Source organism: Pseudoalteromonas sp. 2CM41L (assembly GCF_023161905.1).
Taxonomy (GTDB): domain Bacteria; phylum Pseudomonadota; class Gammaproteobacteria; order Enterobacterales; family Alteromonadaceae; genus Pseudoalteromonas; species Pseudoalteromonas atlantica.
The window spans coordinates 379,573-404,351 of sequence record NZ_JALNTN010000002.1 but is presented as its reverse complement, the minus strand read 5'-3'; the positions used below and the strand labels follow the sequence as shown (position 1 = coordinate 404,351).

At 42.0% G+C, this 24,779-nt stretch carries 35 protein-coding genes and 2 tRNA genes; 7 read left to right on the top strand and 30 right to left on the bottom strand.

The window, feature by feature from the left end:
• Nucleotides 1–167 precede the first annotated feature (167 nt).
• Nucleotides 168–347, top strand: a complete 180-nt coding sequence (locus tag MTF64_RS04755; protein ID WP_248450761.1) for a hypothetical protein — start codon at nucleotides 168–170, stop codon at nucleotides 345–347.
• A gap of 117 nt (nucleotides 348–464) precedes the next feature.
• Here the strand turns inward: MTF64_RS04755 and MTF64_RS04750 are convergent, their stop codons facing one another.
• The 30 genes from MTF64_RS04750 to MTF64_RS04605 all read right to left on the bottom strand — a co-directional run bounded on the left by MTF64_RS04750 (nucleotide 465) and on the right by MTF64_RS04605 (nucleotide 19,549).
• Nucleotides 465–1,751 (bottom strand): hypothetical protein, encoded by a 1,287-nt coding sequence (locus MTF64_RS04750; RefSeq protein ID WP_248450760.1) that lies wholly within the window; start codon nucleotides 1,749–1,751, stop codon nucleotides 465–467.
• Nucleotides 1,752–1,801: 50 nt separating this feature from the next.
• Nucleotides 1,802–2,254 carry a phage virion morphogenesis protein gene (locus MTF64_RS04745; RefSeq protein WP_248450759.1) on the bottom strand — a complete coding sequence of 151 codons (453 nt, stop codon included), beginning with the start codon at nucleotides 2,252–2,254 and terminating at the stop codon, nucleotides 1,802–1,804.
• Nucleotides 2,254–2,448 (bottom strand): hypothetical protein, encoded by a 195-nt coding sequence (locus MTF64_RS04740; RefSeq protein ID WP_248450758.1) that lies wholly within the window; start codon nucleotides 2,446–2,448, stop codon nucleotides 2,254–2,256. The genes MTF64_RS04745 and MTF64_RS04740 overlap by 1 nt, the downstream gene beginning before the upstream one ends.
• On the bottom strand, nucleotides 2,445–3,926 hold the full coding sequence (locus MTF64_RS04735) for a phage minor head protein (protein WP_248450757.1): 1,482 nt from the start codon (nucleotides 3,924–3,926) through the stop codon (nucleotides 2,445–2,447). Before MTF64_RS04735 ends, MTF64_RS04740 begins: the two co-directional genes overlap by 4 nt.
• Complete coding sequence (locus MTF64_RS04730; protein ID WP_248450756.1) at nucleotides 3,927–5,492, bottom strand: DUF935 domain-containing protein; 1,566 nt, start codon at nucleotides 5,490–5,492, stop codon at nucleotides 3,927–3,929. It abuts the gene before it with no gap.
• A gap of 157 nt (nucleotides 5,493–5,649) precedes the next feature.
• Nucleotides 5,650–7,254, bottom strand: a complete 1,605-nt coding sequence (locus MTF64_RS04725; RefSeq protein ID WP_248450755.1) for a terminase family protein — start codon at nucleotides 7,252–7,254, stop codon at nucleotides 5,650–5,652.
• Entirely contained in the window at nucleotides 7,247–7,843 is a 597-nt protein-coding gene (locus MTF64_RS04720) for a DUF3486 family protein (protein ID WP_248450754.1), read from the bottom strand. Before MTF64_RS04720 ends, MTF64_RS04725 begins: the two co-directional genes overlap by 8 nt.
• Nucleotides 7,844–7,846: 3 nt before the next feature.
• On the bottom strand, nucleotides 7,847–8,146 hold the full coding sequence (locus MTF64_RS04715) for a hypothetical protein (RefSeq protein ID WP_024606090.1): 300 nt from the start codon (nucleotides 8,144–8,146) through the stop codon (nucleotides 7,847–7,849).
• A gap of 11 nt (nucleotides 8,147–8,157) precedes the next feature.
• Nucleotides 8,158–8,370 (bottom strand): hypothetical protein, encoded by a 213-nt coding sequence (locus MTF64_RS04710; RefSeq protein ID WP_024606089.1) that lies wholly within the window; start codon nucleotides 8,368–8,370, stop codon nucleotides 8,158–8,160.
• Nucleotides 8,357–8,671, bottom strand: a complete 315-nt coding sequence (locus tag MTF64_RS04705; RefSeq protein WP_002960373.1) for a DUF2730 family protein — start codon at nucleotides 8,669–8,671, stop codon at nucleotides 8,357–8,359. The genes MTF64_RS04710 and MTF64_RS04705 overlap by 14 nt, the downstream gene beginning before the upstream one ends.
• A gap of 1 nt (nucleotide 8,672) precedes the next feature.
• A complete protein-coding gene (locus MTF64_RS04700) occupies nucleotides 8,673–8,894 on the bottom strand; it encodes a TraR/DksA C4-type zinc finger protein (protein ID WP_024606087.1) in 222 nt (73 codons plus the stop codon).
• On the bottom strand, nucleotides 8,891–9,337 hold the full coding sequence (locus MTF64_RS04695) for a 3TM-type holin (protein ID WP_248450753.1): 447 nt from the start codon (nucleotides 9,335–9,337) through the stop codon (nucleotides 8,891–8,893). The genes MTF64_RS04700 and MTF64_RS04695 overlap by 4 nt, the downstream gene beginning before the upstream one ends.
• Complete coding sequence (locus MTF64_RS04690) at nucleotides 9,327–9,590, bottom strand: hypothetical protein (protein WP_248450751.1); 264 nt, start codon at nucleotides 9,588–9,590, stop codon at nucleotides 9,327–9,329. The genes MTF64_RS04695 and MTF64_RS04690 overlap by 11 nt, the downstream gene beginning before the upstream one ends.
• Nucleotides 9,590–10,177, bottom strand: coding sequence for an N-acetylmuramidase (locus MTF64_RS04685; RefSeq protein ID WP_248450750.1), 588 nt, complete (start codon nucleotides 10,175–10,177; stop codon nucleotides 9,590–9,592). The genes MTF64_RS04690 and MTF64_RS04685 overlap by 1 nt, the downstream gene beginning before the upstream one ends.
• A gap of 85 nt (nucleotides 10,178–10,262) precedes the next feature.
• A complete protein-coding gene (locus tag MTF64_RS04680; protein ID WP_248450748.1) occupies nucleotides 10,263–10,934 on the bottom strand; it encodes a hypothetical protein in 672 nt (223 codons plus the stop codon).
• Nucleotides 10,931–11,341 carry a hypothetical protein gene (locus MTF64_RS04675; RefSeq protein ID WP_248450746.1) on the bottom strand — a complete coding sequence of 137 codons (411 nt, stop codon included), beginning with the start codon at nucleotides 11,339–11,341 and terminating at the stop codon, nucleotides 10,931–10,933. The genes MTF64_RS04680 and MTF64_RS04675 overlap by 4 nt, the downstream gene beginning before the upstream one ends.
• Complete coding sequence (locus MTF64_RS04670; protein WP_248450744.1) at nucleotides 11,341–12,453, bottom strand: hypothetical protein; 1,113 nt, start codon at nucleotides 12,451–12,453, stop codon at nucleotides 11,341–11,343. Before MTF64_RS04670 ends, MTF64_RS04675 begins: the two co-directional genes overlap by 1 nt.
• A 141-nt stretch (nucleotides 12,454–12,594) precedes the next feature.
• Entirely contained in the window at nucleotides 12,595–12,780 is a 186-nt protein-coding gene (locus MTF64_RS04665) for a hypothetical protein (RefSeq protein ID WP_248450742.1), read from the bottom strand.
• Between the two features lie 128 nt (nucleotides 12,781–12,908).
• Nucleotides 12,909–13,262: a hypothetical protein gene (locus tag MTF64_RS04660; protein WP_248450740.1), complete on the bottom strand. Its 354-nt coding sequence runs from the start codon at nucleotides 13,260–13,262 to the stop codon at nucleotides 12,909–12,911.
• Entirely contained in the window at nucleotides 13,262–13,687 is a 426-nt protein-coding gene (locus MTF64_RS04655; protein ID WP_248450738.1) for a Mor transcription activator family protein, read from the bottom strand. The genes MTF64_RS04660 and MTF64_RS04655 overlap by 1 nt, the downstream gene beginning before the upstream one ends.
• A complete protein-coding gene (locus tag MTF64_RS04650; protein WP_248450736.1) occupies nucleotides 13,680–14,147 on the bottom strand; it encodes a regulatory protein GemA in 468 nt (155 codons plus the stop codon). The genes MTF64_RS04655 and MTF64_RS04650 overlap by 8 nt, the downstream gene beginning before the upstream one ends.
• Nucleotides 14,140–14,319, bottom strand: a complete 180-nt coding sequence (locus MTF64_RS04645) for a hypothetical protein (RefSeq protein WP_182194166.1) — start codon at nucleotides 14,317–14,319, stop codon at nucleotides 14,140–14,142. Before MTF64_RS04645 ends, MTF64_RS04650 begins: the two co-directional genes overlap by 8 nt.
• A 97-nt stretch (nucleotides 14,320–14,416) precedes the next feature.
• Complete coding sequence (locus tag MTF64_RS04640; protein WP_002960355.1) at nucleotides 14,417–14,599, bottom strand: hypothetical protein; 183 nt, start codon at nucleotides 14,597–14,599, stop codon at nucleotides 14,417–14,419.
• 10 nt (nucleotides 14,600–14,609) lie between these two features.
• Nucleotides 14,610–15,212: a DUF3164 family protein gene (locus tag MTF64_RS04635; protein ID WP_024606074.1), complete on the bottom strand. Its 603-nt coding sequence runs from the start codon at nucleotides 15,210–15,212 to the stop codon at nucleotides 14,610–14,612.
• A 6-nt stretch (nucleotides 15,213–15,218) separates the two neighbouring features.
• The gene (locus MTF64_RS04630; protein ID WP_002960351.1) at nucleotides 15,219–15,425 is read right to left on the bottom strand and encodes a hypothetical protein; all 207 of its coding nucleotides are present in this window, start codon (nucleotides 15,423–15,425) and stop codon (nucleotides 15,219–15,221) included.
• Nucleotides 15,426–15,427: 2 nt separating this feature from the next.
• Complete coding sequence (locus tag MTF64_RS04625; RefSeq protein WP_248450734.1) at nucleotides 15,428–15,760, bottom strand: LacI family DNA-binding transcriptional regulator; 333 nt, start codon at nucleotides 15,758–15,760, stop codon at nucleotides 15,428–15,430.
• Nucleotides 15,744–16,349, bottom strand: a complete 606-nt coding sequence (locus tag MTF64_RS04620; RefSeq protein WP_248450732.1) for a hypothetical protein — start codon at nucleotides 16,347–16,349, stop codon at nucleotides 15,744–15,746. Before MTF64_RS04620 ends, MTF64_RS04625 begins: the two co-directional genes overlap by 17 nt.
• 10 nt (nucleotides 16,350–16,359) lie before the next feature.
• Nucleotides 16,360–17,067 (bottom strand): ATP-binding protein, encoded by a 708-nt coding sequence (locus MTF64_RS04615; protein ID WP_002960345.1) that lies wholly within the window; start codon nucleotides 17,065–17,067, stop codon nucleotides 16,360–16,362.
• Between the two features lie 11 nt (nucleotides 17,068–17,078).
• Entirely contained in the window at nucleotides 17,079–19,289 is a 2,211-nt protein-coding gene (locus MTF64_RS04610; protein ID WP_248450730.1) for a DDE-type integrase/transposase/recombinase, read from the bottom strand.
• Complete coding sequence (locus MTF64_RS04605; protein ID WP_248450729.1) at nucleotides 19,289–19,549, bottom strand: helix-turn-helix domain-containing protein; 261 nt, start codon at nucleotides 19,547–19,549, stop codon at nucleotides 19,289–19,291. The genes MTF64_RS04610 and MTF64_RS04605 overlap by 1 nt, the downstream gene beginning before the upstream one ends.
• A gap of 301 nt (nucleotides 19,550–19,850) precedes the next feature.
• Between MTF64_RS04605 and MTF64_RS04600 the strand changes: the two genes are divergently transcribed.
• From MTF64_RS04600 to rsxB, 6 genes are all read left to right on the top strand, one after another.
• Nucleotides 19,851–20,459: a helix-turn-helix transcriptional regulator gene (locus MTF64_RS04600; protein ID WP_248450728.1), complete on the top strand. Its 609-nt coding sequence runs from the start codon at nucleotides 19,851–19,853 to the stop codon at nucleotides 20,457–20,459.
• 701 nt (nucleotides 20,460–21,160) lie between these two features.
• Nucleotides 21,161–21,237 (top strand) — tRNA-Asn (locus MTF64_RS04595).
• A 21-nt stretch (nucleotides 21,238–21,258) separates the two neighbouring features.
• Nucleotides 21,259–21,335 (top strand) — tRNA-Asn (locus MTF64_RS04590).
• Between the two features lie 148 nt (nucleotides 21,336–21,483).
• Nucleotides 21,484–23,427 (top strand): GGDEF domain-containing protein, encoded by a 1,944-nt coding sequence (locus MTF64_RS04585; protein ID WP_248450726.1) that lies wholly within the window; start codon nucleotides 21,484–21,486, stop codon nucleotides 23,425–23,427.
• A 214-nt stretch (nucleotides 23,428–23,641) separates the two neighbouring features.
• Nucleotides 23,642–24,223, top strand: coding sequence for an electron transport complex subunit RsxA (gene rsxA / locus MTF64_RS04580; protein ID WP_004589478.1), 582 nt, complete (start codon nucleotides 23,642–23,644; stop codon nucleotides 24,221–24,223).
• Nucleotide 24,224: 1 nt separating this feature from the next.
• A complete protein-coding gene (rsxB, locus tag MTF64_RS04575; RefSeq protein ID WP_004589479.1) occupies nucleotides 24,225–24,779 on the top strand; it encodes an electron transport complex subunit RsxB in 555 nt (184 codons plus the stop codon).

Here is a 24,779-nt window from a genome sequence, read left to right as displayed (position 1 = left end):
TAAAACCAGAAAATGAATAAAACCTAGCTTTTTAGTACTATTTAAAAAAACAAAAAACAACATTTAGTACCAGACACTTAGTAATTAAAAACGTGGTATAGTATGAGATTGAATTAAACGAGAGGGGGAATGTGTATTGAGAGATATTAATAACCAAAGGAGGCTTTATGCCCAAAAAGAAAGGTATTACCAACCTAAATGGTAAGAATAAAACAGACTCAACATCGACTAGCGACCAAACTAAGAAAGATGTTAAGCCTGTTAATGCTAAAGAAATCATTCTTACTTCCATAACCAGAGAGTTCTTATCTCAGATGGTTATGCTGATAAAGGATAGCTTCTTTTAACCTTAAGTGGTCAGCACATATATGTGTTGACCACTTCGTCACTATACACACATTGTTTTTATGTGCATATTCGATTTAGTTATATAAATATACAAATATACAAATATACAAATTTTACTACTTCCCCGCGCTCTCAACTTGTGTGTCTTTTTTGTCTTCTTTTTTGAAGTCGACCTTTCTTATGAGCTCCATCACCAATTCTTGTGTATTTAAAGGAAAACTGTCTTGTTGAGCTACATTGGTTTGCCTGGAAGCAAAAATGCGCTCAGCAATTGAAATTTTAATTCTATTTTGGTCTGCTTCTGGGAGTGATGCAATGTAAGGTGTGATTGCTTTTAAATCTAATGCTGTATGATGGTAGTTATATTGTTGTTCTCGATGCTTTGTTGATTCTCTTGAAAGATATGCAGCTGGTATTGATAAAATAAAAACTAATACAGTTCTGAAAATCGAGCTTTCCCAGTCAAATCCTGAATGCGTTGAATCATAAAATGAAAGACATACAATACCCACGATAATAGTCATACATACCAGAGAGAGCGCCCGCAGCCAGTTAGCTGCTTTTTTCTCTGCTACTGCGCTTGAAACATAATCGTCAGCCATTACACGATTAGCTGTATTTGATAACATACTTTCTATTTCTTTTTTACTCTCTTCTATATTAATTATGCCGTTTTTATAGATATCAGAAGCTAGCTCAATTTGTTCTGTGTATTGGGATTCAATAGTTTCTATTCTTTTGCTTAGTTCAGAAACCCTCACATTGTTTTTTTCAGCTAAAGAATTAAGTAGTTTTGTTCTGTTTTGAGTATTATCGAGTAGACTATCTAACTTTTTTTGGCCTAAGTCTGTAAATAAATCAATCTCTTTCTCTGAACGGGACCTAAAGCTGTCTATTACATCAGATTGTTTTTTGCTAAAAGAGCTCTCTAGCCGATGGTACTTACTTAATATTTCATTAATTTCATTACTAGCTATTTCATTTTTACTATGAGAGTCAAGTTCAGACGCGATCAAACTAATAGACAAATTAACATTTTCAAATAATTCGTATAGGAGTCTTATATCCTCATTTTTATAAATTAAATTTGCATCTTTCTCATTAGGTATTTCATCATCAAGTTGCTCACACAGAGAGAGTATTTTTTTTAAATTTAAATTTATTCTTTCTAATTTATTAAGTCGTGCATGTCGTTTATACTCATTAAACTCCTCCATATTTCCTTTTCTAGGTAGCCTGCCATCAGGCAAAACCGGAAATATAGACTTGCTTACACCCTCCGGCATATCATCAGTTAGCTTTTTGATACCCATAACAAGAGCATTAATATTATCTGAATTTACTAATTTTGATGACTGAATACTTTGAATCAGCCTCTTTAATTCTATTAATTTTTGATCCAAAACGTCCAAATGCCTTCCTTAACCTAACTTTTTCAAATAATTTCCTAAGACTATATAAAAATTTCATGCATGATTTCAATTACTTCTTTCTCATCATCCTGCGACAACCCTAAAAACGGTCTTGCAGGTATGGCGGCTAATCGCGGTATCATATCACTGGTGCCGCCAAATTGATGAATAGCGCCGTACTCCATGTTTGTTCCAAACTCTAGTGATTCATCGCCAATATTATAAGCGAGCGTGTCGCGGAGTATGTCATTTAGCCTGAGTATTTTATCTTTGTTCTTTTTTTTGCTTTTCGCGTAGTTGGGGCTAAGTGCTTGCCATGGTGTACCGTCGGGGCTGCGCTGCTCGTCAAAGTGATCGCGGTGGGTGAGCATTAAATGCTCCCCTACGTTACCCAATGCGGGCGCTAGGTTGTTAGTGTTTTTAATAAGCTGGGTGAGCACGTCGCTTACGGCCTGTGCGCCTTGGGTGCTTATTTGTATTTTAACACCAGCCATTACACTAGCCCTTCGTCAAATGCTTGCATGTGGGTTTGTTGGTCCAGCCCTGCAATAAGCGCGGGGAGTAAGTCAGCTATTTGGTTGGCTTCTTTACCTTTGGCTTGTTGCTCAAGCTGTGCAAACTCGCGACACGTTTGTAGGGTGTACGGGGTTTGCTTTAGCAACTGCTGCGTTTGCTCGATTAATGTCATCGTCTTTTTTCCTGTGATTTGGCGGCATCTTTTACTAGTTGGTCTATCCAGCTTACAAGCTCTGGTTGCCATTTCTTAAGCTCTTTGCGAGCCAACGCCCAGGCTGTAAATGCCTCGGCAAACTCTTCGTACTTGTTGGCGGCACCGTAATAGGTTACGGGTAAGGCGTTTTTTAAAAAGGCCGGTGCGCCTGCGTAGTAATGCACTTGGTGGCCTAGTTCGTGTAGCCATGTGGCAACCACTGCGTGAGCTTCGTTTTTATCCAGTGCATTAAGTGTATCTGATATTGTGTGATCGCGTTTTAAGATTTGTCCATTGTGTTTAAAGCTGTACTTACCTGCGTTGTTAGCGGCGAGCCTTACGGTAAGTGCTGCGGTGTCTTGCACGGCTTGCATGTCTACTTTGGCTAGGTTTTGACTGGCTTTTACTTTTACCACTACGTGCTCAAACCCCACAGAGGTGAACCCGCCTACGCGCTTAGAGTTGCGTGTTGCATATTGCATACGGGCGTAAAAGTCGTCTACGCCTAAATACTCGCCTACGTCGGCACGTATGGCTGCGTTTGCTTTAGAGCCTGCGCTCATTTCGTTACTTTTTACAAACAAGGTTTTAGTTTGCTTGGCGGTTAAAAAGCTGTTTAAGCCGCTAAGTACTTCGGTGTCTAGCTGGGCTAGCAATGGGTCGAGCTTTAGCGCGGTAACGTTTTTAGCGGTGCTGTAAGCCGATGGCACAATGCGGCTTGCTTGGTAATCTGCCACGCGCTTTGTAAGCGGTGGTTTGTCGGCCACTTGCTTTTTAGCCTGGCTTGTAAGCTGCGCTGTATTTTTGGGGGTGTAGTCAAAGCCTGGATCAATACCACGGGGTAGCTCAAACTCTTCGCCTGTTTTTTTGTTTGTCCAGGTGTAGTTACCCTCATCTGGTGCGGTGCCTACGGTTAGGCCACGGCGTTTAAGCTCACGTTCGCTAAGGCTAAACTTTTTACATTTACAGCCCCAGCCATTTTGTGGGCTGTGGGTATCCCACCATGGATGATCAACCGGTAAAACCAAGTTATTCCATTTTAAGTGCAGTAAGCGCGGGGTTTCACTATCGCCGTGTTTGTATAGCGCATAAGGGCGTGTGGCTTTAAGGGCTTGTATTTGCCCCTCGCGCCCTGCGTTGTAGGCTTGGCGTATATTGGTTTCGTATATTAACTGGCTACGCCATGCAGGTTCTCCGTTGTGCTCCCAGCCGTAACGCGATTTGATGTTATTAAATTCGTTTTGAAACCAGTCCAGGCTTTTACCTTCGCTTATGGCTTTGTCTACTGAGGTGTAAAAGTCGTTAAGCATGTCGGCTTTGGTAACACCTGCCACCATAAACGCGCGGTTATGGGCGTTTTTCCATACATCATCCCAGCTGTTGCTGGGTGTATTTAGCTTTTGCCTAAAAAACTTTATCCCTTCGTCAAACGGCAGTGAGCCGTATCTAACAGCCATTTAACGGCCCTCATCCACTTCTAGTGCGCCTAGTAATTCGCTGGCTGCCATGGCCTTTGCCATTAGCTCGCTAAAGCCCTCTGTGCTTATTTGTGGCTCAAGGGTTAGTATGCCGTCGCGTATTTCTTCTAAGCTGCTGGCGTTTTTAACCAGTTCGGTTACGGCATCGCTCATGCTGTTTAAATGGGTTTGTGCTTGTGCGGCTAGCTGCTCGGCCAATAGGTCGGCATTATCTTTTTGTGGCTCGGTTTTAAGTGCTGCAAACCCTTTTAGTGCGGCGCTTTGTTCGGTTGGCGCGGTGAGTGGTGCAATGCTTAAAATGGCTTCGCCCTTTTCTGGTAGCGGTATTTGGGTTTTTTCGCTTACCCAACTAACTGGTACTGGGTAGTTAGCTTCGGTAAGTATTTTAAGCGCAGGTGCAAGTACGGCTATGTCGTCTGCTTCGCTAGTGTCAAATTTAAAGCGAGGTATACGGCGTGCGCCTGAGTAGCTTTTAGAGTTAAGTGCGTGCATTGGGTAAATAATATCGCGCGTTATGGTGTTGGCTACTTGTTTTAAATCGCTTTCGGTTATGTCGTTTAGTACGTCCATATGCACACTACCCAGCGCGTTAGTGCTGGTTTTACCATCGGCTTGGCTGGTAAGCGTTGCGCCTAACACGGCTTTACTTTGGGTGGTTTCACACCATTTGATCATGGCTTCAAATGGGTCGGATTGACCATTAGCAGCATTTTGAAAATCGATTTCCATGCCTTTGGGGATAATACCGCCTGCGTTATGGCCGATGCTAAGCACGGCGCGTAACAAAGTGGCTTTTTCGTCTTCGCTTGCGCCATTAGGGTATTTACCCAGGCGTAGCGGTAAGCCGTAAATTTCTAAAAATTCGGCTAGGTCGCGTATTGAATAGTTTTTAAATAAGTACGGCCATGCCACGGTTGACGTTAACCCCGTGCGATGTATGTAACCCGATTTACTGCGGTGAACATGCGCACACCAACCAAACGGATTTAGCGCTTGGCCTGTGTAGCTGTTATCGCGCAGCATAAGCTGATTGCGGTTGTCGGGGTGGGTTTGAAATAGGTTTTGATCGCGAAATTCGTAACCGGTAATAATATGCTCGCCGTTATCAAATGCCCAATTAAGCTCGTTACATGAAAACGATTTTAGTATGGCGTCGCTGCAATCAAATAGCAGGTCGTCTAACCAGGTGGCATCTTCTAATATTTCTTGAATCGCTGCGGCGTCTTTTTCTTCTTGCTCTGTGGCGTTGCGCGGCGGTTCTACTGACCAGTCGTATTTTAACCAGCCTCTGCGGCGTTTTGTTAGTTCGCTAAATAGGTGGCCGTCTTTGTCTTCCATGTCTTTTGCTAGGTCGGCCATGGCCGCTAAGTCTCCGGCTTCGGCGTTTTTTAATAGCTGCGACAATTTAGCAGGGGTAAGCGCTTCGCTCGGATGCTCGGCGTACTGGCGCATTAACATGCCAATGCGGCTGTCTTGCTCGGTTTGTACTTGCTTAAAGTCGGTTGAATTTAGCGGATTTCCGTGAATGTCTACTATTTGGTTCATGGGTTTACTCTAACTTTAATGATGGGCTTAACGCTTAGCACGTATACATCTAGCGTTTTAGTGTGTTGGTGGGCCTTGGCTAAACTGGCGGCTGTTATATCTAGTTTTTGTACTTGTGCGGTGAATATCTCTTGGTAGAACACTCTAAAGCGCGGCATTACCAAGCAGCCTTACGATCACTTGCAAAGTCGTCGCTGTGGTCGGGGCGCAAGCTATTAGCGGCTTGCTGGGCTTTACTCGGCAGTGGTGTGTATTCTATGGCGCTGCCGTCCATTTCAGCGGCACGTATAAGCATGGCAATTGATACCGCGCTATCGCCGTGGCGTTTGTTGCCATCGGTGCCTGTGTTTTTACCTTTATCGACCTGCGCAATACCGTTTTTAAGTTTAATTTGACCTAAGTCGTCTAGTACATCTTGGTCTTTAGGTAACGTTATGTTATCGGTTTCAAAGTAGTCTTTTAGTTTTGGCATCCATTCGCGATACCAGGCTTGTGATAAATGCACGCTATCTACTAGCTCAGTGCCATATTTAAGGCTTGCAGCTTCGGCTAAGAAACCACCGTTACCTGTGGCGTCAAACGCAAGACCACGTAGTTTTGGTAAACGGTCACAAATATAAAGCATAATTTGCTTTTGCTGCTCGTAAGTAACGTTACGCAGCTCGACCATAAACGGCACGGTTAGGCTGGTGTCTTGGTTTATTTCACCAATACTGAATACGGTTAAATCGCCTTTACGTGCAAAATCCTCACCAAAGGCGTGAGTTAGATCAGGATTTAACCTACTTATTAAATCGTCAACATTTTTCTCGCACCACGTACTAACATCTTTTACGCGCTGCTCTTCTGTCCAACTTTCAAAGTCGGTGGGTGCTTCATAACGCAGTACTTTACAGTCGTCGTTTAGGGCACGTTCACGCAATCGGCGGCTTAGGTATTGCCCTGCGCCTTGGCTTGGTACGCAGTAAAGCTCTTCGTTTGCGGCCTCCTGTGTGGGGTAAAAGTCAACTTGATTGGCAAGCCATGAGTCTTCTTTGGCTTGCGTCCACTCTTGCCCACTGACTAAGCAAATACGCTTATATAGGCCGTGCCTCAGCGCTTTATCAATAGGAATGTGATGCACGGAATACTTTTTAGTGCCGCGCCTAGCTTGGGTTATTAGGGTGTTAAATAGGTTATCTACGCCGTTATGGGTCGAAATAATACGTACTCGCCCACCCCACATGGTAAGGGCCATGGCAGCTTTTAGTACTTCGTCTAGCTTGTCGTGGAATGCGGCTTCGTCTATTACTACGTTGCCTTGGCGGCCACGCAAGTTACGTGGGTTAGAGCTAAGCGCTACAATTTTTTTACCTGTGTTTGGAAACTTAATTTCAAAGGTATTGATTGATCGCTTTGTGCCGTCTGGGTCTTTTTCTTCAAAAATGCCCTCTTCCACTTCGCCCATGACCATGTTGAGCTTTTGCGCCCAAAATGCACAGGCGTCTATAAACTCCTTAGCCATTTCTTTGTCTGAGCCAAGGTAATAGGTATTTTGACCGTTGGCGGCTGCCGCTGCGCTTAATACGTCGTCTAGTGCTTCGGCAAAGGTTAACCCAGTACGGCGCGACTTTTCGGCAATTTTTACTATTGCGTTGTCTTCCATCCAGGCTTTTTGATAGCCAAAAAGTATGTCGGTGCCCATGGCAACCGCTAACGAACCTGATACTTTACTAAGCGGCAGCTCGTTGGTTTGGGTAACGCTTTGCGCTGTGCTAGTCATGCTTTAGCCCTAATATGTCACGTTTGAAAAAGGCCAGCATGTCGTCTGCGGTTTGCGGTAAGTTTTCATTTTTAACCTTTTGGTCTAGGTCTCTGGCGAGCTTTTGCGCGTAGGCTTTTTCTATTTCTTGCTGGCGTTTGTGTGCGGCCATGGCGGTTTGCTCTAGGCGCTGGGCTGCTAGCATGGCGTCTTTTATGGTGTCTATGTCTACCGCTGCGTCTTCGTCGGGGCTCATCATTTGTTGCTGCATAGCACGGAACAACTGAGAACGGCCCATTTCTAAAATAAGCTTGGTGGTATCGCCTGTGGGCTTTTCGCCCAGCTCTGCGGTGAGTGCTTTGGTTGACTCGCGCAGGTCACGTAGCTTTTGGCCTATGGCTTCGGTTTTTTGCGCATGGCGACTTAAGCCACTGCGGCTAATGGTTGCACCCTCGTCTAAACCCGATTCAATAATAAGGCTGTTAACTGCGTCGAGTATTTCGCCCTGGCTAAAGCGTTTGTCGCGTAGCATTGAGTCAAGCTGCTTTTTTATGTCTTCGGGCAATAAATCAACTTTGCTGGGTTGGCCTCTGCGGATTGATTCACTCATAGTTTACCCTCGTGGCCCTGGGCGCTTGATGCCAGGTACAACACTTATGCCCTCAGCAACGTCGATGCCTGATTGCGTAATACGAGCTACCCAGGTGTTTTCTGTGAGTTTATCAAGTGTTATATAACCGTTTTGCTCTAACCAATTGAGCAAGGTTTTAAGCTGATCGCGACTGCAACCCAGTGCGTAGCGCTGTAGTACATCGGCTAGCATGCTGGTGTTAGCGCCAAAATCGGCGGATTCTTTTAGCGTTATAAGTATGCTAATTCGTTGGTGTTCGGCTTGAACTTGTAACATTGCCATGGTGGTTTTTCCTATGGATGGGGCTTAAGGGCTGGCACGGTTTCCTCTACTGGTTCGCCGCACTTCATGCAGCGATACAGCGTGTAATCGGTTATGCCTTTATTAAAATCGTTGGTGGTAACAACCTGAGCGTGTATGTTTTTATAGCAAGCCTCGGTTTTATTTGTTCCTGTAAGTACGGTGATTTTTGCGCCGCATTGGCACTTATCGTTAACTATCGCCACTGCGCGTGCCTCTGAGTTCGTTTTCCATTAGTAAGTCGGTGAGTCGCTTTATGTCGGTGAGCTGTGGATTTAGTACGTCAATTTTGCCACTCACTTCAATCAGGCGTTTATCTAGGTCGTGTAGGTCATCGGCGTTAGGCAGGTCTTTTACTGTTTTTTCTACGGCACTTAAACGGCTTTCTAACACTTCATGCACCTTTTTAGTTACAAAAGTACTGCGTAGCCATGCCAATGCGCCTGCGCCAACTATGGCTACACAAACGGTTATAAATGCCTTTTGCCACTCCAAAATAAATTCCATGTTAGTGCCTGTAATGCTGTTGTTGTATTTCAATAAGTGATTGGCAATCAACACAGGTGCTACAGTTTTTAACTGCGTCACGGCGTTGCTTTGGTATGTCTATGCCGCACTCTTGGCAGTGCATAAACGTCGCCCCTGGTTTATTTGCTTGTTCGCGTTGAATAGATAGCGCGGCATCTAGCAGGTGCTGGTCTATTTTTTGTGCGTCGTCAACTTTGCTCAATGTGGCTTCCTTACTTTTTCAATTACGTTTTTAATACTTTGCTTAACGCTTGGCGCGGCCTTTTCAACGGTGCGGCCAATAACGTAGCCACCTATGCCTAATTGCAGTAAGTCCCATGCCTGCGCTGATAAGCGAAAAGCCAACCAACCAAATGAGTCAAAGCACACCAACACTAAAAACGTAAGCATGGTGATTGGCCGCCAATTACGCTGTAGCCAGCTTTCGCCATCAGCCTCGGCGGTAATAATTTGCGATTGTGCTTCTAGCACTTTGCCTTGTAGCTCTACAATTTTGCCCTCTAGCTCTAGCACTTGGCTTTGCGCCGCGTTTTCAATGCGCTTGAGTTCGTTGGTAACGGTTTGGCGTTCTTCGTCGCTGGTGAAGAGATCATCAATTAAATTGGTGATTGGCTCGACCACGTTAAACCAGTTTTTAATTGCCATTAGTCTCTCCAAAACGTTTTCTAAGGGCTTCACGGGCGTTTTTGTAGCTTTGCTGGCTGTTTACGCGCAGCTGTATGTCGATGGATCTAACCGATTGCCAGCCTTTGTTAAAGTGGCTTTGCATAGTGCCGCAGTGGCTGTGCATTGGTATTTTACGGGGATCAAATGGCATGTTGTGCATACGCGCATCTACCTCTTGCTCCATGCGTTTCTCGCGGCCTTTTTGATATGACCAATCCCAATTCTTACCCATTAGGCCACCTCGCTTAGCTGGTTTACTGCAAATTCAGTTACGTGGGCTAGGCGGTTATACCAGCCCTCTAAGTTTGGTTTTTGGCTTGAGTCGTTTGCGCAAATACGGGCGTACTTACGGCCACGGTTTACGCTGAGCAATACGGTTAGGCTAAGCGCTGGGCGCTTTAGGATAGCGGCTAGGGTTTTTGGCCCCATGCGGCCATCGGGCTTTGAATTGACTAATCTCTGGGTTAATTGGGTCATGGCGGGTGCGCCGTGCTGCACTGCGCCATCTAACAGCATAAAGTCAACACCTGCGGGGCTTTGCTCGCAGTGCATGGCACGCCAATAGTCACGGTGATAAAGGCTTACTGCTTTAGAAAGCGTTAGGTTCTTAATATCAAGGTTTGGATATGCACGCTGGCTTATGCCATATTTGGTAAGGCCGCCACGGTCTGATGCAACATTATTTAACCCGCCATCGCTGCGCAAGCCACCCTCTAAATAGAGGATTGGTAATATGCACTGGGCAAATTTCAGCGAGTATGGTGCAAGCGTCGCTTGTATTTCGGGAGATTGTTTGAAGTAGTTTATAGCTGGGAGCATACCGAAAAACCTTGTTGTTTTTCGGTATTGTGATTAATTAGCTTTGATTAGTGGCCGTGCGGGATTTCGGGAATTAAATAACTTGTTATTTATTTTTAGCCTTACTTTTTTTTGCACTTTTATCAACAGGCTTATAGTAAACATTAATTGGAATGTGCCGAACAGTGTAATCATTTGAACTGCCTGTGTGCTCATGCGTTGATATGAAACAATCTTTATTTTGAGTACAAATTTCGGCTTTTATACTTCTAGACTTATAAAAAGGGTCCTCAATCAGCATTTCTTTCCATTTATTTACCACTTTGGCAGTGTTTCCTCCTCTATTAATTATTATAACTGCACCATGATTTTGCTTATAATTACCTGAACTATATCTATCAGATAATTGTTTAAAGCCCTCTAACAAATCATCATATTTCCTATGGATTTTAGACTCACCAAGCCATTGATAACCGTGTATTTTATCATTTACTATAATGTCTGGATGCCCTTTGTTAAAGGTATCATGCCCTGCATCATAACCTATCATATTTAGGTGGTTTGCAATCTCTATGTTATATCGATCTTCTTCATCTTTTTGTCTTATTGAAGCTGATGTAATAATGCTTCTGGCAATATAATCATCAATGTCGATGTATAGACGAGTAATCCAATCTTCGTAAGTCGATCTAGAACAAAGCCGTGAAGCGAAGCCTGCTAATGTTGGAACATGATCTTCCATTTCTATAAGTTGAGATAGTGTCATGTTGGTATTCATATATCAGCTTCCTTCACAGCGAAGTTAGAAAGCTTAAAATAAATATATATATGATCACGGACGTCAGAAATTAATTCACCCGAATCAGGTATTTCTATTTCATTATCCTCTATTGCTGACTTTGTGTTTTCTTCATCCAAATCAATACAGTAGTCTTCTAGAATATATTCAAAGTGCATTGTTAATAAAGGAACCCTTGCCCCACAAAAATATTGGGAAAGCTCAGTAATTTCAACAGAAGACATATCACATTTGCAATACTTTTTAACTAACGGGTAAGTTAAATGTATATCTTTGCTTATTTCTTTGGTAAAAACTGACTCAAGAAAATTTAAAGCAAAAATGCCCAGGTTGGAGCGCTGCCAATCGGTTTCAATTAAATTTTGCCAATAAGTATATTTATCCATCACACACCTTTTAGTATGTTAAAAAAATCATCCTGATCAGATTTTAACGGTGAAGATGTCATTACAGCTGAGAATAAAGTTCCACCACCTTTTTTACTTATTTCAGCGAGTGCCGAATTCAACGATAGCTCTACTTCTGTAGGATCTGAGTTTTCAATTTTATCATCTTTTTTAAGTTCAGAGTCCCATCTAATGGATATTTTATATGGTCTTAAATCATTACAATTGTCTCGACCACCTATGTGAAAGCTACCATTACGTACATCTCCACCTTTTTGCTTACTTCTATTTCTTTCATTGTGAACATAACCTTCATCTGTACAAAATGTTAACTCACAAACCCTATATTTCTCAGATAAATAGAGATTTTCTATGAGAGGGAAAAAATTAAATGGATTACTAAATGCATTACTAGTACTAAGTTGATACATACCAATAAAAGCTTCTTTTATACATTTAAAAGCTAAATCCAAGTCTTTTTGACCTGAAATAAGATCGCTATCTAATCTTATATCTAAAGTATTGTCAGAATAATCTAAACATACAACATCTATGTATTGCTTTAGCCTTTCTTCAAAAACAGTAACTTTCTTATATTTTTTTAAAAATGAGGCTATTTCAGTTTGCTCGTTGTCTTCATACTCTTTGGGTATTACTTCTTTTTTCTCTGTTATTGATTTTATTGATGAAAAATAAAAAAATTGTTTAGTACCTTTATTCTCTATGTTAATTAACTCGACTTCACTGGTTTCTTTTACCAAATCATTAGGAATTACATAAGGAAAATATTCTTTTGCTAGTTTGCAAGAAATACTAGATTCTTTAAAAGTATTCTTTTTGAAAATATGAGTTTGACTGAAATCACTAGGAAGTCTGTATATTTGAATTGTTTTCTGACCACCAACTAAAACCTCATAATAATACTCTCGAAATATTTGAATAAAGGTTTGTGCATTCGATTCTTTCCGCAAGAAGTCTTTAAGACTAGCTAATGTATTGATTGAACCTTTGAGAACTTTGTAATTATGTCTTTTTAATAAAGCCTTCAATTGCTCCCAATGCATCTTATCATCAAGAGATTCAAGTAAAGTTATAGCTTCTTTTACTGCCATGTCCCTTCCAGCAATTTTAATTTTGTATACATAACTATAACTTTTATATTTATTATTTAAAACTAACTTCTCTTTCTTCTTTAAATTTAAATATTTTTTCAGTATTTTGTTAAAAGCCGCATTGCGCGGCTTATTGTTTTATTAATCAAGATTACTAAGATTTAGTTTCATTCGATGGGCATTATCAGCTAGTACCGTGGCGATATCGCTCAAACCTATTGGTACATCATTGCTGTTGGGGAGACTTGCAAGCTCTGCAAATAAAGATAAGGTGACTTGAATGTTGTGTAACTCATTTAATGCATGCTCTTTTAATTTGTTATCCATTACCAATTCCATAATAAACATTTACGTAATTATTGAGTAATTCAGCAGTTACGGAAGTACTTCAACGATTTCAGCCCCTAACTTAACTTAAAACGTAAATCGCGCAACTGTTCAGGATTAACTACTGTTTATTGACGTAACTCCTTAATTTTAATCTGTAATTCAGTAATACCCTTTAGTAATTCGTTTGGTTTATGTATTAACATAAACTCTAAATCGCTTGCTTTTACACTTTCAAGGGCTGCGGGGGGTTTAGCTATAAGCGGTGCGCCTACTTCATCTATGAATTTGTTTTCGTCTTGCATAACATGCAGCTGTATTTGTATGTCGGTGTACTGCTCTTGCAGTGTGCCCAAGAGTACGTAGTTGTTTGGGTATTTGCCCTCTAGCATATCGACTATTAATGTATCGATGTACTCTACCGCCTCAGCAGCTACATTAACCGCTTCGCTCATTGGCGCTTTACACATGGTATTGCTCATTAAAATAGTCTCCGTTGGCGGCGTTCGGTTTCTACACTGCGTTGATACTGGATTATTTCAGCTATACGGCGCTCTGTTAGCTTAAATTTATTGGCAAGCTGTTCGATGTTATTGCCTTTGTATTCTTGCCATATTTGTATATCGCGTAGTGCGGCTTTTAGCCGTTGGTCGGTGGGTATGTAAACATCACGTCCACCAAAGTAATGACCTATTGCCAAAGTTATAGCTTCGCCTACCCCTTGTGGGTTGTTTACGCTGGCTTTGGTTAGCTGCGACTCAATAAGTAGTGCAAGCGATTGTAAGTTGCTAGGCCAACGTTTACGTACTTCGGCTGCATCCTCGGTAGATAGCTTGCTTAGGCAGTCTTGCAGCTGCTCTACACTTTCGCCAAATAGCTCTGGCTGTTCCTCTTGTTGGTTAGACATTATCACCTCTATATTGCTTTTTTTGTAATGCTCGCTTTTGCCACTGCTTAAGTGATTCAAGCACTTTAAGCGCTTGTTGCTGAGTTAAAAAATGAGTATGAAGACTGATATTTTTACCTAGCTTATTACGATTTAGAACACGATTAACGTAACCATCTAGGGCTGTTTCTGAGCCATTACGCACAAAGCCTTGTTTGTGCATGGTGATCCAAATTGCGCGTATTTTGTTTATTTCGCCTAATTGCTTTGGTGACGATTTAGGGCTTAAACGGCGTTTAGCCTTTGTTTTAAACCCTGCTTTTTTAAAGTGTTCTAACACTTTGTTTAGCTCTGACAAGCTCATTTGGCTGCATGATGTTTTGCCCGCTGCGCCAAGTAGTGCGGCGCGGTAGGTGTCGTCGTCTAGCCCTAGCTGCCCTTTAGCGATGTGAATTAGCTGAATTAACTTTGCTTTAGTCATTTTTAAACTCTTCTAGCTGCGCACGTAGGCTTAAATAGCTTTGACCTATGTCGTTGGCTTCTTGGTCTGTAAATATGCTGGTGTCTACTGCTAGCTTGTGTGAGCACTCTAAAAACTTAACGAGTGCAACAAGCTGTTTTAGCTCTAATGTGGGCTGTATTAATAGGGCCATGTGACCTCCTTTTGTTGCTTTATTTTTATCAAAATGCTTTTTGTTTTAGGTAAAGCACTTTGATAAAAAGCCGCATCCGTGCGCGCTTTTTGGTTACTTAATTAGGCTTTGTGGTTGGGCCTAGTGTTGTTGGGTTTACACTTACCAGTTGGCTTTGCACTACAAAGGTGATGTTTTGAAATACAAAGTTAATACTTACTGGTTCTTTACTTTGAGCGACCTGATTTACGATGTTTTGTAGCTCGCTGTGTTCGCTTACTTGAATTGTTATGCCTTCCATGAATTGCTCCTTATAGCTTTGCTATGTCGAGTGATATAGCGTGTTCGTGCTCGCCTATGGTTTCGTAAAAACGAATAAAGCGGGTTGAGTCCATTACCAGTATCGAGTCGGCTATTATGTCCATTGCACGCTGCCATTTACCGGTTTCGTCGGTGATTTTAAGGCGGCGCAAGCCAAGTACTTTTTGCACTGAAACTTTGCCTTTTTTGTCGGTGGCAAAGGTTTGTTCAATAATGAGTTTTAGGTTTTCGTTTGCGCCCTCGCTCCATTCGTTTAGGCACTCGTCTATTAGCTCTTTAGCTACAAGCAGCTCGGGGCCAAGCTCTATGCTTTCTTGCACTTGGAGGGTTACTTTTTGTTTGTGATCAAAACTGCGTAGCGTGACGTTACCTTTAGTGCCGCCCAACTCAACCGCATACTCTTGAGCTAGTAAGGCTATGAATGCGTCAAACTCACTCATTTGCTGCTTTTTAAACTCAGCGAGTGCTTTGCTTTGCTCCTTGGCTTTAGCTATGGCCGATTGCACAAATTCATGGCGAATTATGTCGGCTGGGCGTATCGCCTTAACGGGCACCTGGTGGCCTTTTTGATTAATTAAAAATTCTTGTGGCATAGTGGTTTATCCTTCTATAAACATGACAATTTGGCCGTGTAATTTAGCTGGGCGAACTTGTCGCGTTCGCCCGTTTTTTGTTTCGGTTATTACGGGTAAATGTGCTGGGGCTTGGCCTGCCACTTCGATTACATGGCGGCTAAATCCCTGATGTGTGTCTAGGATTTGTAACCCTTGTTTTTGTAACTCTTTTAGTGCGTTGCGTAGTTGCATGGTTATTTACTCCCGCATATTTTTGAGTGTGGGCAACCGTTACGACAGGCTCTATAAAGCGCTACGCGTACATGGTTGGTTGCTGCGAACTTTCTGTTTTGATGTTCTAGGCATACGTTCAGCGGTATTTCGTCCAAGATTGGGCAAGTTACTGTTGATGCCATGAATACACCCTCTACACGCTGCTGTATTACGTGTGTAGAGGCTTTGTATTTGCTATTTATTACTTGGCTTACTGTGGCTTTACTCACGCCAAGTTTTTCGGCAACGCTGCGCATGCCTTGTTTTGCTACTTCGTCTTTTAAGACGTGTAGCCAATTAGTTATTGAAGTCATGCGCTTCTCCCAGTGTGACGGGCGCTATTTTTACGGTTTTACGTTGCACGACGTTAAACTCAACTAGCTCGTGTGTGTTTGGGTCAAATACGCCTGTTGCTTTTGGGATCGGGCGTTTGGGACCGGTATTTTTAAGTATTCGGTATATGGTTGACTCTCCTGCTCGCTCAATGACTGAGCCTGTACGTGGGGCTGATTTGACAACAAATATGTACCCTACTTTTTTTAAAATTGAGATATATGAACGCGCTGAGGCTACCGATATGTCTGCGGTGCTAGCCACTTGCCCTGCGTCAAATTCATTTAGGATTCGCATTGATTGCCACATGCGCTGTCTCCCTGAGTTTTTTTGCTTTGCATCGATTTTATTTACTTGTTTAAACGGCTTATATTTTGCGTTTATAACGGTGTAAGTGATGTGCTCGTGATCAACATGTTCGGCTATTGCTTTTGCTGCTACTAGGCGCTTTGCAAAGGCTTTTAAACTGTCGATCGTTGTGTGCTCTATGGCATCGCGCACTTGTTGCAATGAGAATGTTTTTAAGATTCTCATTGCTTGCCATGCGTCTTTTAGTTGTGGGCGGCTCACTAATTTCTCCTTACGCTTTTTTAAGGAAAAATTCTTTATTGCCCCACTGTTGTAGGTCGATGCTCGTTAACCCATTCGCCAATGCAAAGGCTTCTATTTTTGATAGCCCTGTGATGATGCGACGCACCTCGCCGTCGGTGTCGCTAAGCAGCTGGTTTAGTAGGTCGTCTTGTATTGTGAGCGTTGGTTCAATGACTGCATTGACGATAATTTGCAGGTCTTCGCGCTGAGTTGGCTGAAACTCTAACCATTCTGATATACGGTTATAAAATTGACGGTGACGTTGTAATTTACGGCGTACTGATTCCATGCCAATAAGTACTACTGGGCAGTTGGTTAGGTCGTGAATGTCGCGCACGATTTCGAGTGTGTTTTTGTCGTTTAGTAGGTAGTCGGCTTCATCTATAAACAGTGGGCGATTGTGGATTGCCATGTGCTCAATGATGTAGTTAAGCATGGCTTCACGGGTGTAAATATCAGGGCCACTTAGTTCTTTAACTATTTGACGTAGCAACTGCGCTAATGTCATGCCTGATGTTGCACGAATGTAGATGCCGTCGCAGCGGTTAACCAACCATGCTGTTGCGGTGGTTTTACCAAGACCTGGATCGCCGTAAATAAGGCCAATACCTGGCACGCCATGAGCGCGCTGGTTTAGCGCTTCTACCATCATTTGTGTGGCTACTACGTTGCTTACGATTGCTATTTTAGTTTTCATGGTTTTTCCTTTTACTGGTTATGTAATTTTGTGGTTGCAGCAGGTGCTGGATTCATGTCGTTTAGTAGGTCGTCTAGGCGCTTTGATGTGGCGCGATTGTTTTGCTCCCACGTGTTAAGCCATAGCGCGTCTACGTCACTTAACTGATTTTCTAGGCGCTGCTTTTTATGAAACATGGCTTTACTTTGTGGGTTGTCGAATAGCGGTGTTGGGTTTACGTTTGCTACTGCTGTTTCTTCATCCAACTGCTTACGACGTTTTTCAAACTCACTTAATTGCTCGTCGCTAAAGCCGACTGCTGACTTGCTGTCTAGCGCTTTTATTGCTGATTGCGTTATGACGTTGGTGTGTTCAACCGACTGTTTAGGCAGTGTTGAAAGTGCTTTATTTTGGGTTGTGTAATGCCCTAATACTTCGTTTGCTATGTCTGATACGTTGACGCTTTTAGCGGTCTTTTTAAGCTCTTTTAGCTTGCGCGAAGTTTCGGCTGATTGGCTGCGTTTTGCATAGCGAGCAACGTCCTGGCGTGTCATGCCAGCTGACTCTATTTCGTGGTCTACCGCGATACAAATAAACTCGTTATTTATGCGGTTAAACACGTAAATACGGCCAACGTTTTTAGGGTCCCATTTACATAGGACTTCATCGCCTACGATTGCACCTAGCTCCGCTGCTATATAGAAACCACCACTCAGTTTTATGCCCTCTTTATGCACGGTACGTAAACCGCGGTTGGTGGGTATTGGCTGTAGCATTACATCAAGCAAACGCTCGTCTTTGATCACTCTGATTTGGTCGCGGCTTGCTGCGAATAAATCGAATGGTGTTTTATTACCAACGTTGCTATGTGGCTTGTGGTGGTAGCGGTTTTCTATCCAGTTATCTACGAACTCTTGCAACTGCTGCGCGGTCATATTGATTTCGATAGCTGACTTATCACCGCCTTGCTTTGCTAATAAGCGCTGTGCAAACGTTTTTCGCGCTTCAATTGCCTGGCGTTCTGAAACGTTGTGACCAATGTAACCGGTTAATAGCTCAGCTATGTCGTGCGAGAACGTTTTAAAAAACCGCTCTATATATGGCTTTTCTTCACCACTAAACGGGCGTGTTGTTTCGTGCTTTATGTCGAGCGCGTCAAACACACTTTTTATTTGTATTGAGGTGTAGTCTTTACCGTTATCGGTGCGGGCAATTTCGGGTATACCCCAGTCGAGTATTGCTTTGCGGATAACTAAACAAATACCGGTGCTGTCACTAGTTGGGTGAATAACGACTTTTGCACGGCGGCTAAATACGTCGATAATTCCGATTAGTGAGTGGCGGCCATCGGTTAGCATTACGTCTGATGGGGTTGAATCGAACTCCCACAATTGGTTAAGACGTTTTACGTTTTCGTCCATTTTACCCATGGCGCTCATATACTTGTTTTTCCAAGCGTCTGGGTTTGCCATTTTTGTATAAAGTGCGCTGTTTTCGCGCTTCCAACGTGTTAGCCAATCGCGAATTGTGGTTTCTGCTGGTAGTGCTTTTCCTACCTGGTAAAAGCGAGCAATTAAGCCCTCTTTTATTTGTGTGGCTTTTACGTGTGGGTATTCGTAGATCATTGCTATGCAAAAATCGGCTAGCTCTTTGTCTGAGTCGATGATTGATTTGCCGCTACGCTTAGGCTTTAAAGCTAAACCTGCTACGCCTTTTTCGGCTATGGTTTTTTGCCAGCGTATTAGTGTAATGCGCGATACAGATGGAATTAAGCTTCTGTATTCTACAGGTACGTCGATTAGTCCTTTGTTATAGCGTTCGCTATATAGGTCAAAGCCTGCAACTTTCGCTAGGTTGTTCGCACTTACAAAATTTTCTGCCTCTTTTAAAACCCAGCATTTCGCACTTGCCTTGGGTGGAATACTTTCCAGTGCAGCAAGTTGCTTTAAGTTTTGGTCTTTAAGCTCAGTTATTTCAGAGTTTTTAAGACGATCGGCTTGTTCATTTACACTTAAATAAGCCTTACCGCTGTGTGCTGCTGAACTATTTGTTTCTTTAATTATAGCCTCTTTAACCTGCACACAAATGTGTGCAGGAAGATCGGCAAGTGCATACTTACGTACTTTTCCGCCTCTGCCTTTAAACTCTGTATAAGGCCAACATTCGTTTTTAGCTCTTATTTGAATACTGCGCTTATTTACAAGCATATAAGCAGCTATTTGATGTGCAGTGTATAGTTCCATTACGCACTCCTTTTAAGGGCACGGCGGCCCGCCTTGCGGTTAGGCTTTCCGTCAACACCATAGCGATCAGGCCATAGTTCTAAAGCACTAACCCCGATAACCTCAGCTATTATTTTCTCAACAATTGGATACGGTCTGTGTAATGCGGTTTGTACTGCATTAGATTTATAGCCGCGACTAAATGAAAGCTGACGACATGACCAACCTTCTTTTTCTAACGCGCCTTTTATATCCGTGACCGTCCAACCTGGACTATTCATATCACCCATCTTCTTGCACCCCATTGTGTGTATTTTGTATTCATGCACACAAATATATACACACAAAATTGTGCATACAAGCTTTATTTGCACACAATTGAATGCATAACAGGCAACCTATTGATTTTATTTGATAATTATTTTTAAATTTTTACTTATGAAGTGGATCGCGGTTCGCACTTTAAAGTGCGAATGGATCGCAGTTGAGGAAAGTGAGTGTTTTAAATTTTTATTTTGTATGCACCCGCTTGTGTGATTAAATACATAATGTTTATTCATCCGAACACTGACTAAAATAAAAATGCCAGCATTCAATCAATACTTAAAAGCACTCAGAGAACGCAAGTTCTTAGATATAGGCACTGTAGCCTTACGCACTGGTGTGCATAGAAATACTCAATCAAAATATGAGGACAGCCGTGATCCTCCTTTTGATTACCTGGTTGAGTTCGCTGAGCTGGTTGAGGTGCCTTTAGTAGAGATATTATTAAAACGCTTGGAAGATTCAAAAGCATCTGAGCTTGCAGTAGCTGGCGCTAAAGCTTGTTTGAGTACTAACAAACAAAGCGTTCAAGAAGCCCAACAAGCCTCTACCACAACAAATACTTTAACGAGTATGGAGCTTGGTGAAGAATCCCATGGGCTTATCCCACAGGGTGCTGTAGCATTTGTAAATACGGCTGATAAAACTATTAAGGCCGGTAATATGTATGCCTTTTTAAACCCTATGACAGGTATGCACTTTGCTGCAAAGCTTTCACTTACGACTACAAAACTCAAGTTGGTATTTGAGAACCCAGAACGTAAAGACTTGGAGTTTGCTATGGAAGCTGGGGAAACAGAATCACACTATATTTTAAAGGCTTTGGGTTTTTTAGGTAGAATAGTAAAAGTAGAGCTAAATTTTTAGTTATCATCTCTCCCCGTTTTTATCAGGCTTTCGCGCTTTTCTTTATCACTTATTCGCACTTTTTCTGATCGCACTTAATTTTATTAAAACTAGTCTTAAGCCCTTATTTTTCCCGCCTTTTCCCATCTATTCTTATCTATTCCCTGTTTATCATTTAGATCTGGTAGTTACACTTACAAACAAAAAATTAAGCTAAGCCAAATCTTTGTGCCTAATACAGCTATAAGTGTCTTAATTAGTTAACGCCAATATTTAGCAACTTATTGATTGTTTTGTTTTTGTACAGCTTTTTAAAATAAAGTTTTCAACCACGGCTTTATTAGTTTAACCCCTCTTAAATACCGTAATACGAAAAAACTACCCTACTGGATTTTTTAAAAAGATCTGCTAGCTAAATTTATACTCGGTTTTATGACAACCAGGTTAAATACAAATTTACTGATTTGCCGCGATAAATTTTGTCTCAGCGGCATTTTTTACACATAAATTAAACAATGGCTATTTTATGGGCGCTGTTTTTTTCACATTGGTGTGAGTCTAAATAGAGATTTACCGCCGTGTTTTGCATAAATAGAGTTATAAAATGCGCAGATCGAACATAAAAACAACGAATAAACTTCTTTTTTAAATTTATGACTTTTATATGTTGACACTTTGCGGCTCCATCATTAATATTTCGCCCCGTTGAAAGGCATGACGCTTCCCCCTTAGCTCAGTTGGTTAGAGCGACGGACTGTTAATCCGCAGGTCCCCCGTTCGAGTCGGGGAGGGGGAGCCAAGTTTTTCAATCATAAACGATTCCCCCTTAGCTCAGTTGGTTAGAGCGACGGACTGTTAATCCGCAGGTCCCCCGTTCGAGTCGGGGAGGGGGAGCCAATCATAAGAATTTCATAGACATTTCAGTAATTTTCCACTACTCTTCTGCTTTATAACTAAAACATAATATCTATTCTAATGTGTTGCTATTAGTTGAATGATCAAGGACCTGATTCCTTTCCTTTTGAACTATTAAAAGATTGATAACATGGCTGGCTTTAAAAAACTTATTTTTATACAAATCCTGTCTTGGCTTGTATGTGTTGCGGCTGGAAGCTACTTCATATCTGTAAGCTTTAATAATGCAGTAAGTGAAGCACAAACTTCAGCGCAAACCAGTGTAACACGTTACATTAACAGCTTAACAAGTGATGAGCTTTCGCCTGAAAGTATAAAAAAAACGATTGGCGATGGTAAAACGTTTTCAAGCTTTATACTAAGAGACTACCAAGGGGCTGAGGTATTTTCAGTTAACTCCCCTACCCAGCTACCCATGTTTGCTGAATTTATTCAATCTAGCTTTAATTCGGTTCGCCCACAGTTTGCCGTTAACGACGCTGCAGATATAAAAGTAGAATTTACCCTCAACATTGAACGTTTAGCGCAGCAGCTACAAACCTCGTTATTTATAGTTATATTTATTTCTGCCTTTTTAGTGATTATTCCTATCATATTAATGAAGTCTATTTTTCTTAGCTTAAATAAAAATATCAGCATGACCGTAGCCGATGTAATAGACATTTATATTAACCAAAATCAAATTGGCGACGACTTAGACACCGCACTTGATGCAAGTAAAATGAAAAAGCTAGGTAAAGATTTAGTCCCGAGCTTTAATCGCCTTTCGCATTTTTTAAAAAATAAAAATGATGATATTCAAAACGCTGCCTTAAGTATCAAGCAAGAAGCCTATAAAGATGTAATTACCGAATTAGGTAACCGTAATATGTTTGTTGAATATTACGAAAAACACATCGAAAACAGTGAGCGCAGTACGTTTGGATCGTTAGCGCTTGTACGCTGTAGTGAGCTGCAAACTATAAATCAAAGCCGTGGCTACCAAAAAGGTGATGACTACGTTAAAGGTGTGGCGGATATAATTAAGCATATAAGCGGCACTTACACCGGCAGCCAAGTATTTAGGCTAAATAGCTCAGACTTTGCCGTTGTACTTCCTAATACCCCACTTAAAGAAGCAGAGCGTTTTGGTGAAAACCTGCAATCGCGCTTTACTCAATATCAACAAAACCAAGAGCTAAGCTCTGTGGCTAACACAGGTATTGTGGGCTACGAAAAAGGCAAACCGCTGGGTGAGCTATTATCGGTTGTCGATAACGCAATGAGCATGGCGCAATCTAAGCAAGTAAATGCATGGCATGTGCAGCGCGAAACCGATTTAGTTAATAATGTAAGTGCAGGGTTTGGTAACCAAAACTGGCGTAAAGTGATTAACGAAGTGATTGAATCAAAACGTGTTCACTTAGTAATGCAAAATATTATGCCGCTGGGTAAAAGCATTAAGGCGTATGCAGAGATACAAGTGCGCTTTAAAACCGAAGATAACCAAGTGCTCCCTACGGCCTCGTTTTTAGCCATGGCTGAAAAACTCGATATGGCCATAGAAATTGACCGCTTAATTATTGACTCATCACTTGAAAAAATTAAAAGCCGTAACCTCTCTGAAAAGTTTTTTGGCCTGAATGTAACCGCCTCAAGTGCACATAACGATCAATTTGTTATTTGGTTAGAGCGCCGCTTATTAAAAGATACACATATAGCCTCTAAATTAGTATTTGAAGTAAGTGAGTTTGGCCTACAGCAAAATATTAAAGCCAGTAAACGCTTTATTGATATGGTGCATCGCGTAGGTGCCCGCGTAACGGTTGAACGCTTTGGTGTAGGACTAACGTCGTTTAAGTTTTTCCGTGATTTAAAACCAGACTTTATTAAAATGGATGCAAGTTACACCCGCGGCCTAGAGGATGATAAAAACAATCAATACTTTATGCGCCTAATGGTTGATTTAGCCCACCGCATTGGTGTGAGTGTGTTTGCTGAGGGCGTTGAAAGCCAAGAAGAAAAACACATAGTAGAAACGCTTTGCCTAGACGGCGTACAAGGTTATTACATAGAAAAACCTAAAGATATTTAGCACCTCCCCTTAATGAAAGTAAAAAAGAGCACATGTGCTCTTTTTTGCGTTTAGCTGTTTAATTTTTCGCTTACTTTAAAATCACATAAATTTTACAGCTTTGTGATCGCTTAATTATTTTACTGTGTTTATTTAACTGATAACGACTCGCATATGTTGTTTATCGGGGCAGAAAAAAGGATAATACACAGGATTTTAATAGCGCGAGGCACACATGACAGAATATGTCTTGTTATTGATTGGAACCGTTCTAGTTAATAACTTTGTATTAGTACAATTTTTAGGCTTATGTCCATTTATGGGTGTATCAGGCAAGCTTGATACCGCTATTGGTATGTCTTTAGCAACCACGTTTGTGCTTACTCTTGCCTCTGTTACAAGCTATTTAGTTAATCAATATATTTTAGCGCCGCTAGATATCGAATTTTTACGCACCATGAGCTTTATTTTAGTGATTGCCGTTGTGGTGCAATTTACCGAAATGGTTGTGCGTAAAACTAGCCCGACTCTATACCGTTTACTGGGTATATTTTTACCGCTGATCACCACTAACTGTGCGGTATTAGGTGTTGCGCTTCTTAATATAAAAGAAGATCACACCTTTTTACAATCGGCCGTGTATGGTTTTGGCGCAGCCGTTGGCTTTTCATTAGTACTTGTATTATTTGCAGCGCTGCGCGAACGCCTTGCTGCTGCAGATGTTCCTACCCCGTTTAAAGGCGCCTCAATAGCCATGATCACCGCCGGCTTAATGTCGATGGCGTTTATGGGTTTTACCGGATTAGTGAAGTTTTAATATGACCTTAATGTATGCCTTGATAGCGCTTGGCTCGCTAGCGCTTGTTTTTGGACTTATTTTAGGCTTTGCAGCTATTCGCTTTCGTGTAGAAGGCGACCCAATTGTTGAGCAAATAGATACCATTTTACCGCAAACCCAGTGTGGCCAGTGTGGCTATCCGGGCTGTCGCCCCTACGCTGAGGCAATTGCCAACGGGGATGAAATTAATAAATGCCCACCAGGCGGTGAAGCAACGGTTAAAAAGCTGGCCGATTTAATGGGCGTAGAGCCTAAACCGCTTGCCGGTGGCGAACAAGCAGAGCCGATAAAAACAGTGGCCTATATTCGCGAAGACGAGTGCATAGGCTGTACTAAGTGTATTCAGGCATGCCCTGTGGATGCCATTGTTGGTGCTACACGCCAAATGCACACTGTACTAATAGAAGAATGTACCGGCTGCGATTTATGTGTAGAGCCCTGCCCTGTAGATTGCATTGATATGCTGCCTGTAGCCGAAACAAAACAAAACTGGAAATGGCAACTTGATGCTATTCCTGTCACGCAAATAGATTAG

What these genes read in the sequence shown, in the direction of transcription:
- MTF64_RS04605 (WP_248450729.1), bottom strand. Translation starts at nt 19,549, where the DNA reads ATGAATAGTCCAGGTTGGACGGTCACGGATATAAAAGGCGCGTTAGAA.
- MTF64_RS04675 (WP_248450746.1), bottom strand. Translation starts at nt 11,341, where the DNA reads ATGGATAAATATACTTATTGGCAAAATTTAATTGAAACCGATTGGCAG.
- MTF64_RS04745 (WP_248450759.1), bottom strand. Translation starts at nt 2,254, where the DNA reads ATGGCTGGTGTTAAAATACAAATAAGCACCCAAGGCGCACAGGCCGTA.
- MTF64_RS04630 (WP_002960351.1), bottom strand. Translation starts at nt 15,425, where the DNA reads ATGCAACTACGCAACGCACTAAAAGAGTTACAAAAACAAGGGTTACAA.
- MTF64_RS04730 (WP_248450756.1), bottom strand. Translation starts at nt 5,492, where the DNA reads ATGAACCAAATAGTAGACATTCACGGAAATCCGCTAAATTCAACCGAC.
- MTF64_RS04635 (WP_024606074.1), bottom strand. Translation starts at nt 15,212, where the DNA reads ATGCCACAAGAATTTTTAATTAATCAAAAAGGCCACCAGGTGCCCGTT.
- MTF64_RS04645 (WP_182194166.1), bottom strand. Translation starts at nt 14,319, where the DNA reads ATGGCCCTATTAATACAGCCCACATTAGAGCTAAAACAGCTTGTTGCA.
- MTF64_RS04735 (WP_248450757.1), bottom strand. Translation starts at nt 3,926, where the DNA reads ATGGCTGTTAGATACGGCTCACTGCCGTTTGACGAAGGGATAAAGTTT.
- MTF64_RS04725 (WP_248450755.1), bottom strand. Translation starts at nt 7,254, where the DNA reads ATGACTAGCACAGCGCAAAGCGTTACCCAAACCAACGAGCTGCCGCTT.
- MTF64_RS04660 (WP_248450740.1), bottom strand. Translation starts at nt 13,262, where the DNA reads ATGAGCAATACCATGTGTAAAGCGCCAATGAGCGAAGCGGTTAATGTA.
- MTF64_RS04705 (WP_002960373.1), bottom strand. Translation starts at nt 8,671, where the DNA reads ATGGAATTTATTTTGGAGTGGCAAAAGGCATTTATAACCGTTTGTGTA.
- MTF64_RS04625 (WP_248450734.1), bottom strand. Translation starts at nt 15,760, where the DNA reads ATGACTTCAATAACTAATTGGCTACACGTCTTAAAAGACGAAGTAGCA.
- MTF64_RS04640 (WP_002960355.1), bottom strand. Translation starts at nt 14,599, where the DNA reads ATGGAAGGCATAACAATTCAAGTAAGCGAACACAGCGAGCTACAAAAC.
- MTF64_RS04740 (WP_248450758.1), bottom strand. Translation starts at nt 2,448, where the DNA reads ATGACATTAATCGAGCAAACGCAGCAGTTGCTAAAGCAAACCCCGTAC.
- MTF64_RS04680 (WP_248450748.1), bottom strand. Translation starts at nt 10,934, where the DNA reads ATGAATACCAACATGACACTATCTCAACTTATAGAAATGGAAGATCAT.
- MTF64_RS04715 (WP_024606090.1), bottom strand. Translation starts at nt 8,146, where the DNA reads ATGGCAATGTTACAAGTTCAAGCCGAACACCAACGAATTAGCATACTT.
- MTF64_RS04615 (WP_002960345.1), bottom strand. Translation starts at nt 17,067, where the DNA reads ATGAAAACTAAAATAGCAATCGTAAGCAACGTAGTAGCCACACAAATG.
- MTF64_RS04690 (WP_248450751.1), bottom strand. Translation starts at nt 9,590, where the DNA reads ATGGGTAAGAATTGGGATTGGTCATATCAAAAAGGCCGCGAGAAACGC.
- MTF64_RS04695 (WP_248450753.1), bottom strand. Translation starts at nt 9,337, where the DNA reads ATGGCAATTAAAAACTGGTTTAACGTGGTCGAGCCAATCACCAATTTA.
- MTF64_RS04585 (WP_248450726.1), top strand. Translation starts at nt 21,484, where the DNA reads ATGGCTGGCTTTAAAAAACTTATTTTTATACAAATCCTGTCTTGGCTT.
- MTF64_RS04755 (WP_248450761.1), top strand. Translation starts at nt 168, where the DNA reads ATGCCCAAAAAGAAAGGTATTACCAACCTAAATGGTAAGAATAAAACA.
- MTF64_RS04665 (WP_248450742.1), bottom strand. Translation starts at nt 12,780, where the DNA reads ATGGATAACAAATTAAAAGAGCATGCATTAAATGAGTTACACAACATT.
- MTF64_RS04650 (WP_248450736.1), bottom strand. Translation starts at nt 14,147, where the DNA reads ATGACTAAAGCAAAGTTAATTCAGCTAATTCACATCGCTAAAGGGCAG.
- MTF64_RS04685 (WP_248450750.1), bottom strand. Translation starts at nt 10,177, where the DNA reads ATGCTCCCAGCTATAAACTACTTCAAACAATCTCCCGAAATACAAGCG.
- MTF64_RS04610 (WP_248450730.1), bottom strand. Translation starts at nt 19,289, where the DNA reads ATGGAACTATACACTGCACATCAAATAGCTGCTTATATGCTTGTAAAT.
- rsxA (WP_004589478.1), top strand. Translation starts at nt 23,642, where the DNA reads ATGACAGAATATGTCTTGTTATTGATTGGAACCGTTCTAGTTAATAAC.
- MTF64_RS04670 (WP_248450744.1), bottom strand. Translation starts at nt 12,453, where the DNA reads ATGGCAGTAAAAGAAGCTATAACTTTACTTGAATCTCTTGATGATAAG.
- MTF64_RS04720 (WP_248450754.1), bottom strand. Translation starts at nt 7,843, where the DNA reads ATGAGTGAATCAATCCGCAGAGGCCAACCCAGCAAAGTTGATTTATTG.
- rsxB (WP_004589479.1), top strand. Translation starts at nt 24,225, where the DNA reads ATGACCTTAATGTATGCCTTGATAGCGCTTGGCTCGCTAGCGCTTGTT.
- MTF64_RS04655 (WP_248450738.1), bottom strand. Translation starts at nt 13,687, where the DNA reads ATGTCTAACCAACAAGAGGAACAGCCAGAGCTATTTGGCGAAAGTGTA.
- MTF64_RS04600 (WP_248450728.1), top strand. Translation starts at nt 19,851, where the DNA reads ATGCCAGCATTCAATCAATACTTAAAAGCACTCAGAGAACGCAAGTTC.